General features: G+C 62.5%; 5 protein-coding genes, 2 tRNA genes and 2 rRNA genes (1 of these 9 running past the window's edge). 4 read left to right on the top strand and 5 right to left on the bottom strand.

Going from position 1 to position 9,765, the window contains the following annotated elements:
- Positions 1-1,075: ribosomal RNA gene (locus AB8841_RS22150) — 23S ribosomal RNA — on the bottom strand (it extends 1,734 nt beyond the left edge of the window).
- A gap of 6 nt (positions 1,076-1,081) precedes the next feature.
- Here AB8841_RS22150 and AB8841_RS22145 point away from each other — a divergent pair.
- The gene (locus AB8841_RS22145; protein WP_370433915.1) at positions 1,082-1,405 is read left to right on the top strand and encodes a hypothetical protein; all 324 of its coding nucleotides are present in this window, start codon (positions 1,082-1,084) and stop codon (positions 1,403-1,405) included.
- Here the strand turns inward: AB8841_RS22145 and AB8841_RS22140 are convergent.
- The 4 genes from AB8841_RS22140 to AB8841_RS22125 all read right to left on the bottom strand — a co-directional run bounded on the left by AB8841_RS22140 (position 1,371) and on the right by AB8841_RS22125 (position 4,511).
- Positions 1,371-1,446: transfer RNA gene (locus AB8841_RS22140), tRNA-Ala, on the bottom strand. The genes AB8841_RS22145 and AB8841_RS22140 overlap by 35 nt on opposite strands.
- Positions 1,447-1,454: 8 nt before the next feature.
- Positions 1,455-1,531, bottom strand: a tRNA-Ile gene (locus tag AB8841_RS22135).
- 159 nt (positions 1,532-1,690) lie between these two features.
- Positions 1,691-3,177: ribosomal RNA gene (locus AB8841_RS22130) — 16S ribosomal RNA — on the bottom strand.
- Together the 16S and 23S rRNA genes with 2 tRNA genes alongside form the textbook arrangement of a ribosomal RNA operon.
- 920 nt (positions 3,178-4,097) lie before the next feature.
- A complete protein-coding gene (locus tag AB8841_RS22125; RefSeq protein WP_370437944.1) occupies positions 4,098-4,511 on the bottom strand; it encodes a DUF1236 domain-containing protein in 414 nt (137 codons plus the stop codon).
- Between the two features lie 69 nt (positions 4,512-4,580).
- Here AB8841_RS22125 and AB8841_RS22120 point away from each other — a divergent pair, with 69 nt between their 5' ends.
- The 3 genes from AB8841_RS22120 to AB8841_RS22110 all read left to right on the top strand — a co-directional run bounded on the left by AB8841_RS22120 (position 4,581) and on the right by AB8841_RS22110 (position 9,566).
- Positions 4,581-5,330, top strand: coding sequence for an SDR family oxidoreductase (locus AB8841_RS22120; protein WP_370437943.1), 750 nt, complete (start codon positions 4,581-4,583; stop codon positions 5,328-5,330).
- A gap of 304 nt (positions 5,331-5,634) precedes the next feature.
- Positions 5,635-8,526 carry a penicillin-binding protein 1A gene (locus tag AB8841_RS22115; protein ID WP_370437942.1) on the top strand — a complete coding sequence of 964 codons (2,892 nt, stop codon included), beginning with the start codon at positions 5,635-5,637 and terminating at the stop codon, positions 8,524-8,526.
- Positions 8,526-9,566 (top strand): hypothetical protein, encoded by a 1,041-nt coding sequence (locus AB8841_RS22110; RefSeq protein ID WP_370437941.1) that lies wholly within the window; start codon positions 8,526-8,528, stop codon positions 9,564-9,566. Before AB8841_RS22115 ends, AB8841_RS22110 begins: the two co-directional genes overlap by 1 nt.
- Positions 9,567-9,765: the final 199 nt, after the last annotated feature.

The raw sequence follows: 9,765 nt of genomic DNA, 5'->3' as shown, positions 1-9,765 counted from the left end.
CTTTCCCACTTAGCCACGAATTGGGGGCCTTAGCTGTAGGTCAGGGTTGTTTCCCTCTCCACGACGGACGTTAGCACCCGCCGTGTGTCTCCCGCGCAGTCCTCCCAGGTATTCGGAGTTTGGTTAGGTTTGGTACCGCTGTGGGCGGCCCTAGCCCATCCAGTGCTCTACCCCCTGGGGGATTCACGCGAGGCGCTACCTAAATAGCTTTCGCGGAGAACCAGCTATTTCCGAGTTTGATTGGCCTTTCACCCCTAGCCACAAGTCATCCGAGACTTTTTCAACAGGCACCGGTTCGGTCCTCCAGTGCGTGTTACCGCACCTTCAACCTGCTCATGGCTAGATCACCCGGTTTCGGGTCTAAAGCAACGAACTCAAAACGCCCTGTTCAGACTCGCTTTCGCTGCGCCTCCACCTACCGGCTTAAGCTTGCTCGTTACTTTAAGTCGCTGACCCATTATACAAAAGGTACGCCGTCACCCAGGACGAACCTTGGGCTCCGACTGTTTGTAAGCATCCGGTTTCAGGTACTGTTTCACTCCCCTCGTCGGGGTGCTTTTCACCTTTCCCTCACGGTACTGGTTCACTATCGGTCGCTGAGGAGTACTTAGGCTTGGAGGGTGGTCCCCCCATGTTCAGACAGGATTTCACGTGTCCCGCCCTACTCAAATCCAACCCTCTCACTGACTCGTACGGGGCTATCACCCATCATGCCTGCTTTTCCAAACAGTTCCGATGACGATCAGGTTGGCATGGGCCTGGTCCGCGTTCGCTCGCCACTACTAACGGAGTCTCAATTGATGTCCTTTCCTCCAGGTACTTAGATGTTTCAGTTCCCTGGGTTCGCTTTAAACCCCTATGAATTCAGGGCCTAATACCTTCATCAGACCCTCCGTAGTGCAACGCCACCCAAAGGATGTCGTCACAATACAAAGGGTCGAAGGTGGGTTTCCCCATTCGGAGATTCTTGGATCAAAGCTCGTTCGCAGCTCCCCAAGACTTATCGCAGCGTACCACGTCCTTCATCGCCTCTCAGCGCCAAGGCATCCACCAGATGCTCTTACGACACTTGATTACTCTCATGATCGATGTCCGCTCGGCAGCGGCCATCGACCCAAAAGAAAGACCTGTCTTCGGATTGCTCCAAAGACATGTTTTGCTTGCCAAAGCATATCCGGCGCACCTGGCTGCGGGCCAGGGCTGGTTCGCGGGACTAGGTTGCCCGCTGGCCGAATATGCCGCCTCTTTACGATTTCAAACATCCGCGCCGCTCCCCCACAAGAGGGGAGGGCCCGAATTCGACAAGATCCCGCGCGCCCCAAGCGCGCAGAATTCCGGAACCACCCATCACCACCATCGCACCAAAGCAATGGTGGAGCCTGTCGGGATCGAACCGACGACCTGAAGCTTGCAAAGCTACCGCTCTCCCAGCTGAGCTAAGGCCCCGTTGACAATGGTGGGCCTGGGACGACTCGAACGTCCGACCTCACCCTTATCAGGGGTGCGCTCTAACCACCTGAGCTACAGGCCCGATCCGCCGTTAAACGGCAGGGTTTTCCGGAGAAGAAGAAGCGAAGACGGCAGCGTCCCGCAAAATAGGGTCTGACTTGACCCTGTATGTTCCAAGCGTTCCGATGTGAGCGACAGCCTGTTCGAGAACAGGAGCACCCAATCAAGAGAACATCCTTAGAAAGGAGGTGATCCAGCCGCAGGTTCCCCTACGGCTACCTTGTTACGACTTCACCCCAGTCGCTGACCCTACCGTGGTCGCCTGCCTCCTTGCGGTTGGCGCAGCGCCGTCGGGTAAGACCAACTCCCATGGTGTGACGGGCGGTGTGTACAAGGCCCGGGAACGTATTCACCGTGGCGTTCTGATCCACGATTACTAGCGATTCCGCCTTCATGCACTCGAGTTGCAGAGTGCAATCTGAACTGAGACGGCTTTTTGGGATTAGCTCCCCCTCGCGGGTTCGCTGCCCATTGTCACCGCCATTGTAGCACGTGTGTAGCCCAGCCCGTAAGGGCCATGAGGACTTGACGTCATCCCCACCTTCCTCGCGGCTTATCACCGGCAGTCCCCCTAGAGTGCCCAACCTAATGATGGCAACTAGGGGCGAGGGTTGCGCTCGTTGCGGGACTTAACCCAACATCTCACGACACGAGCTGACGACAGCCATGCAGCACCTGTGTTCCGGCCAGCCGAACTGAAGGAGAATGTCTCCACTCCCCACACCGGACATGTCAAAGGCTGGTAAGGTTCTGCGCGTTGCTTCGAATTAAACCACATGCTCCACCGCTTGTGCGGGCCCCCGTCAATTCCTTTGAGTTTTAATCTTGCGACCGTACTCCCCAGGCGGAATGCTTAAAGCGTTAGCTGCGCCACTGACGAGCAAGCTCGCCAACGGCTGGCATTCATCGTTTACGGCGTGGACTACCAGGGTATCTAATCCTGTTTGCTCCCCACGCTTTCGCGCCTCAGCGTCAGATCCGGACCAGTCAGCCGCCTTCGCCACTGGTGTTCTTGCGAATATCTACGAATTTCACCTCTACACTCGCAGTTCCACTAACCTCTTCCGGTCTCAAGCCTTGCAGTATCGAAGGCAATTCTGTGGTTGAGCCACAGGCTTTCACCCCCGACTTACAAAGCCGCCTACGCGCCCTTTACGCCCAGTGATTCCGAACAACGCTAGCCCCCTTCGTATTACCGCGGCTGCTGGCACGAAGTTAGCCGGGGCTTCTTCTGCGGGTACCGTCATTATCGTCCCCGCCGAAAGAGCTTTACAACCCTAAGGCCGTCATCACTCACGCGGCATGGCTGGATCAGGGTTGCCCCCATTGTCCAATATTCCCCACTGCTGCCTCCCGTAGGAGTTTGGGCCGTGTCTCAGTCCCAATGTGGCTGATCATCCTCTCAGACCAGCTACTGATCGTCGCCTTGGTGGGCCATTACCCCACCAACCAGCTAATCAGACGCGGGCCGATCCTTCAGCGATAAATCTTTCTGCTCTCGCACGTATCCGGTATTAGCCCAAGTTTCCCTGGGTTATTCCGAACTGAAGGGCACGTTCCCACGCGTTACTCACCCGTCTGCCACTCACCCCGAAGGATGCGTTCGACTTGCATGTGTTAAGCCTGCCGCCAGCGTTCGTTCTGAGCCAGGATCAAACTCTCAAGTTGAACTTCAGAATTCGATCTCGACTGTTCGTCTTGAAAACGCAAAATTGACAGAGCACCTCTCACTCCGGCCAAAGCCAGAGCGGTGTACTCACCAAAAGCGCAAGACCATGGTCGATGTCTTGTTCAAAGCAGCCCCAAAGGGCCGCCGCAAGGACACCGCCGCCTGCGCTTCTTCTTCCTTCTTCACTTGTCAAAGAGCAAAACCCAACCCGAAGGCCGGAAGCGACCCGCCCCGAAGAGCGCCCGCCCGGGCAGCGCCCCCAGGGCCGCCGCCGATGAACAGGTGTCTAACCGATCGTCCCGCTTGCGTCAACCGGCATTCGCAAAGAAAGTCGAAAGCCGTTTGCAGTGTTCGTCGGGCCCGTCATCGCACAGGCCAAGCAAAACCGCGCCCGGACACCGCAGGGCGCCCAGGCTGCACCGTCGAACGTCCCACGAGACCTCGACCAATACTCGGGATTTGCCGCCAGAGGAGCCGCAAGGCCCGCAGATCAACCCGCGGACACTCAGGGCTCATGGTTCAGGCCGACGCCGAGTGACCTCAGCGCCGGTTCCGGCACGGCTTCACCCGCTCCGGGCATCGCTGCCCGGGCCGGTCGCCGCGTGATCCGGAAAAAAAAGACCAGCGCGAGGCCGCAGGGGCCGTCGCGCCGGGTTGCGCCGATATAAGCAATCCGCAGCTTTATGCAAGCGGAGAATCACAGGCCCCGCCGCCTCGCACCGCACGGCATCAGGATGTCGTGCTCGGAGAGAGGAGGGGGGAGGGGGATGTCGCGAGGCGCCGTTTCGGCGCATGTAATGAAGGCAGCCCCCGGCCGTGGACGAACGAATGGAAGGACCCGTCGAGGGGGCAGGAATAAGGCGGCCTGCGAGGCTGCCTTATTCAAAGGAGAGCAGGACTCAAGAGAGAGCGGGAGGCGTCACTCGATAACCTGGACGATGGTGCGGGTCTGAGGATCGACGAGAACGGTGCGATCGTTGACGATCGTATAGCTGTAGGGGTTGGAGAGGCCGACGCTCCGCGGAACGGGGTAGAGGCGCACGCGCGGCGGAAGTGGCTGGCCGACGACCACGTCCTCGGCGACGCGGATGGACGGACGGCGCTGGGCGACCGCATAGGTGTGGACGCGCGTTGTCTCCTCGGGGGACAAAGCGGCGCCGACGGCGGCACCCGCAACGCCGCCCACGGCGGCACCGATCGGGCCGCCGACGAGGGCGCCCGTGACGGCTCCGCCCGCGGCGCCCGTAGCGGTTCCGCTCTGGCAGGCCGCGAGAGCGAGGGGAAGGGTGATCACGGCCAGAGTGGCGGCCGGGCGTAGGACACGATTGCGCATGACGGACTCCTTTCCGATTGGCAGAATGCGAACGCGAAAAAGCTTGGCCGGTTCCACAAGGAGAAAAACATGAGCAAGAATTCCAAGGTCGCCATCGTCACCGGCGCCGGCACGGGCGTCGGGAAGGCGATCTCCGCCGCCCTGCTGAAGCAGGGGTATCACGTTGCGATGGCCGGCCGCCGTCAGGAGGCGCTCGAGAAGGCGGCCGCGGAGATCGGCGGGACGCCTCTCCTGATCGCCGCCGACGTGGCGGACCCGGCTTCGGTCAAGGCCTTGTTCGCGAAGGTGAAGGACACGTTCGGGAGGCTCGATCTGCTCGTGAACAACGCGGGAATCGGCGCGCCGCCGGTGCCGCTCGAGGATCTGACGCTGGAGCAATGGCGCAGCGTCGTGGACACCAACTTGACCGGCGCCTTCCTCTGCACGCAGGAAGCATTCAGGATCATGAAGGCACAGGACCCGCGAGGCGGGCGGATCATCAATAACGGCTCCGTCTCGGCCTATGCGCCGCGTCCCTTCTCGGCACCGTATACGGCGACCAAGCACGCGATCCTGGGCCTGACCAAATCGACTTCGCTCGACGGCCGCGCCTACGACATCGCCTGCGGGCAGATCGACATCGGCAATGCGGCCACCGACATGACGGCGCGGATGTCGACGGGCGTCCTGCAGCCGAACGGCACGGTCATGGCGGAGCCGACCATCGATCCCGCCCACGTGGCGGAGGCCGTCGTCTACATGGCGGGCCTGCCCCTGGAGGCCAACGTGCTCACCATGACGGTCATGGCCACGAAGATGCCGTTCGTCGGGCGGGGCTAGCGCATCGTGCGGCCCTTCGGGTCCGCACGATGCGCTCCTCTCAGAAGGGAGCAACGGAGAGAATCCCAAAAGTGCAAATCCACTTTTCACGCCCGATGCTCTAGGGCGGAAAATATGATCGGCCAGGCTGGGAAGCCTGGCTTTTGCGCTCCATATGGACTCGCATGCCGGTCCTAAAACAGCCGTACTATCGAGCTTTCATTCAGCCTTCTTCCGACAGGGTGAGGGGGCCGGCGGCCTGCCGGTCCGTTTCATCGCGGACCGGGCTTTCGGATGAGCGGGGTCGTTCCATGATGGCGGCGGAATGAGCGCAATCCTCGTCAAGATTTTCGCGACGGCTCTCACCTTGAGCCAGGTTCTGGTGACCCCGGAGGCGGTGAAGACATCCTTCGATCCCGTCCAGGACCGCGAGGAGGTGGCCGGAATCCTCAAGCAGGGCTGTGCCCATATGCGGCGCGCCTTCGACATCGAGGACATCAATCTCGACGATCTGATCACGACCGCCATGGACGATCCGCAGGCGGTCGCCGGCGACCTCAAGATCCTCCAGGGACTGAGCTTCGGCGATCTGCACGCGAGCTACCGGCTGTTCTGCAAGAACGAGACGGTGGAGCCCTCGCCCGTCGATCTCGGCGAAGTGATCGCCTATTACAACAAGGCCGTGGCCGACCTTCCCGACGCAGGGCAGCTGAAAGGCCTCAGGCTGCCCGGCGTCAGCGTGATCCTGGACGGCAACGGCCGGCGTTTCGCGGAAGTGTACGAGCCCGATCACCGGCGCATGTGGGTGCCGCTGGCGGATATTCCGAAATCGGTCCAGCAGGCTTTCGTCTCGGCCGAGGACAAGCGGTTCTACCAGCATTCGGGCGTCGACGAACGCGGGGTGATCCGCGCCTTCATGAACAATCTCACCGATCCCGGCCGGCCGGCCGGCGGCTCCACCATCACGCAGCAGGTGGCCAAGAACCTCCTCGTCGGCGACGACGTGACCTACGATCGCAAGATGCGCGAGATGATCGTCGCCACCCGCGCCGAGAAGCTCCTTAGCAAGGCGGAGATCCTGGAGATCTATCTCAACTCCATCTATCTGGGGCGCAACTCCTGGGGCATCGAAATGGCGGCTCAAAGCTATTTCGGAAAGAGCGCGAAAGCACTCTCCGTGGCGGAGGGCGCGCTTCTCGCAGGGCTGGCGAAGGGCCCCAACTACTACAACCCGGACACGCAGCCCGAACGCGCGCGAGACCGCATGGCCTATGTGCTGAGCCGCATGCAGGAGGATGGTTTCCTCGACGCCGAACAGGTCCGGCAGGCGATCGCCGCCCTGCCGCCGCGCATTCCCTTCCAGCGTCCGCGCCGCGACGGCGGCTTCTATTTCGTCGATCATCTCAAGCGCGACGCCCGCAGCCTCGCGGGCATCGAAAGCCTGACGGCAAGCTCCTATACGGTGCGCTCGACGATCAACGCGGACCTGCAGCAGGAGACCGAGGCGGCCCTGCAGGAAGGGCTCGCGCGTTACGAGATGAGCATCGGCCGGCAGCGATTCCAGGCGGCCGAGGCCAATCTCGCGGAGGCCGTCAAGGCGCTCGCGGGCGCAGCGAGCGACGATGGAACGCCGCCCTGGCGCAGAGCGCTCGCGAATGCGCGGCTGCCGCTCTACGACGTCCACTGGCCCGCCGCCGTGGTGATCGAGACGGGCCGGGGGACCAAGAAGGGCGCGGGCGCCCTGCGGGTCGGCCTGTCGGACGGACGCGTGCTGCCGCTCAATGCCTGGGACGCCGCGCGCCGCGACCTGAAGCTCTATGACGTGGTGCGCGTGCGCGTCGTCGAGCCCAGAGGCAAGGGGGCCGTCCGCGCCGATCTGCGCGTGCCGCCGAGCGTGCAGGGCGGGGCGGTCGTTCTGGAGAACAGGACGGGGCGCATCCTCGCAATGGCCGGGGGCTTCTCCTATCCGTTGAGCCAGCTCAACCGCGTGACGCAGGCTCATCGCCAGCCCGGCTCCGCATTCAAGCCGATGGTCTACCTGGCCGCCCTCTCGAAGGGTCTGCAGCCCAATACCCTGGTGTGGGATGCGCCCGTGACCCTTCCGCCCGTGAACGGCAGCTCCAACGCACGGGAGCGGGACTACTGGTCGCCGAAGAACTACGACGGCGGCGGAGGCGGCATCGTCACGCTGCGGCGGGCGCTCGAGAACTCGAAGAACCTCGTGACGGCTCGCCTCCTCGACGGCGGCATCGAGGCCGATCCGGCGCGAAGCCTGCGGGATGTGTGCGATCTCGCCCTGGAGGCGCAGCTCTATCTCGAATGCACGCCGCATTATCCTTTCGTGCTCGGCGCGCAGCCGGTGCGGATCATCGATCTCGCCGCGTTCTACGCCGCCATCGCCAACGAGGGGGCCATGCCGGTGCCCCACGTCGTCGAGAGCATCGACGAGCAGGGACGGCGCATCTACAGCCGCAAGACGCAATCGCCCGCGCGGCTCGGCTCGGCGGACGCCGCCGCCTTCTATCAGTTGAAATCCATGCTGCAGGGCGTCCTGGAGCGGGGCACCGCGCGCAACCTGAAGGCGCTCGCTCCCTATGTCGGCGGCAAGACGGGCACGTCGAACGACGAGAACGACGCCTGGTTCGTGGGGTTCTCGAACGACGTGACCGTCGCGGTCTGGGTGGGGCACGACAATGCGGACGGCAAGCGCCGGACGCTCGGGCGCGGGCAGACCGGCGCGAAGGTGGCGGCCCCGATCTTCAAGGACATCATGGAGGCCGCGTGGAAGTCCCACATTCCCAAAACGCCCTTGAGCCCGCCATCGCCCCAGGCCGCCAAGCAGCTCGTCGCCCTGCCGATCGATCTCAATTCCGGTGACCGGCTCACGAACGGGGAGCGCGGAGCCTTCATGGAATATTTCCGGCTGAACTGGTTCGGACGCCTGAGCGAGACGCAGTACCGCCTCGTGCCCCAGGACCAGGTCTATGCCTTCCGCAATCCCGATCCCTGGAGCGATGGGGACGATTTCGGCGCATCCAGTCCCTATGAGGACGCGCCTTACGTGCCCGGACAGAGCTGGCTGGATTCCTTCCGGCAGAACGGCCCCGTGCAGCGCCGTCCGGAATCGGGCGAGCGCTGGTGGTGGGAGGACGAGCCTCGCTCGCGACCGCACCGGGTCGATCCCGATTATCCCTGGGGCTACCAACGGGTCTATTGATGAAAGCACGTCTCCTGCGATGCCGGCGCCTGATCGTCCTGGCGGCTCTCTCCCTGTCCATGTCTCAGGCTTTGGCCGAGGAGTTCCGGGTCGAGGAGGTGCCGTCGGTCACGGCGGTCGCGCCTGCGCGGATGAAGCCGGGAACGATCCTGTTCAGCGACCATCCGCCCGACAAGATCGCGGACGGTGAGACCGGCCTCATGAAATTCGAGGACTGGGCCCGGGAGCGGCCGCTGCAGAAACGCTTCCTGAGCCCCTTTCCCGGCTATGTGGAGCCGCGGATCATGGTGTCGGTGCACGGCATCGAGAAACCCTATGTCGAAAAGCTCCACATGTACGTGGTGGAAACGCGGTTTCTCATCGGACGGCCGGCGGATGCGATCGATCTCAAACGGTTCGTGACCCTCGACGTCGTGGAGAAGCTCGATCCGTCGATCCGGCACCACCGCATCACGGCCGATCAGGCGCGTCCCAACATCGATCCGAAGAGCGCCCATAACCGTCATCCGGATCGGCGCTGGTGCGAGGCCCCGCAAAGCCTGTGCATCGAATCCCGCTATCCGCTCGAAGGGAGGCTGCCGGTGGGCATCCGGCTCGCCAACAAATTGGAGGAGGGCGGCAAGAAGATCTCCGAGTTCATGGATTTCCAGAGCGAGATCCGGGTTCTGCCGCAGACCGAGATCGATCAGGCGGGTCTCGCGAAGCTCACAAACATGGATGCACCGGTGGCGGGCGTTCTCGAGCAGACCCTGTTCGACGTGAATCAGGTGATGCAGTTCGGAAAGCTGCTCGCCGTCCTTCAGCCCGATCCGGCGGACCCGTCGAAGACCGTCGCGACCGTGTTCATGGCGCTGGGCATCGAAACGGACGTCCTGCAGCAGAAGAAGGAGTTCGCGAGCGTCCCAGTTCTGCGCAATCTCATCCCGGTTCAGGTGCTCATGGGAAAGAGCTCCTTCAACACCGGCAACTCCATCAGCGCGGGGCTGCCGAGCTATGTCCGCAACCGCATCCGTGCGATCGCCCAGATGCTGGACAAGTGATCCGCCATGGAGAAGCCCATGGAAAAGCCCATGAAAAAGCCCCGTTCCAACGCGGGCTGAACGGGGCTTGGAGTTGGCGGAGGCGATAAGGGGTTGCGGGTGTGATGCCTCCGTGCCAAGTCAAGAATCAGGACCGAAACAGGGTTCCGCGCCCAGCGCCGTTTCGGGAAGCTTGGCAGGTTCACATTTTCTCGACCAG

Origin of the sequence: Microvirga sp. TS319, assembly GCF_041276405.1 — a bacterium.
GTDB lineage: Bacteria > Pseudomonadota > Alphaproteobacteria > Rhizobiales > Beijerinckiaceae > Microvirga.
Note: the sequence above shows the minus strand (reverse complement) of the source record. Positions and strands in the feature narration are given on the sequence as shown.

Excerpts from the sequence above, each read along its gene's own strand:
- AB8841_RS22110 (WP_370437941.1), top strand. The coding sequence starts at position 8,526 with ATGAAAGCACGTCTCCTGCGATGCCGGCGCCTGATCGTCCTGGCGGCT.
- AB8841_RS22115 (WP_370437942.1), top strand. The coding sequence starts at position 5,635 with ATGAGCGCAATCCTCGTCAAGATTTTCGCGACGGCTCTCACCTTGAGC.
- AB8841_RS22145 (WP_370433915.1), top strand. The coding sequence starts at position 1,082 with ATGATCGATGTCCGCTCGGCAGCGGCCATCGACCCAAAAGAAAGACCT.
- AB8841_RS22120 (WP_370437943.1), top strand. The coding sequence starts at position 4,581 with ATGAGCAAGAATTCCAAGGTCGCCATCGTCACCGGCGCCGGCACGGGC.
- AB8841_RS22125 (WP_370437944.1), bottom strand. The coding sequence starts at position 4,511 with ATGCGCAATCGTGTCCTACGCCCGGCCGCCACTCTGGCCGTGATCACC.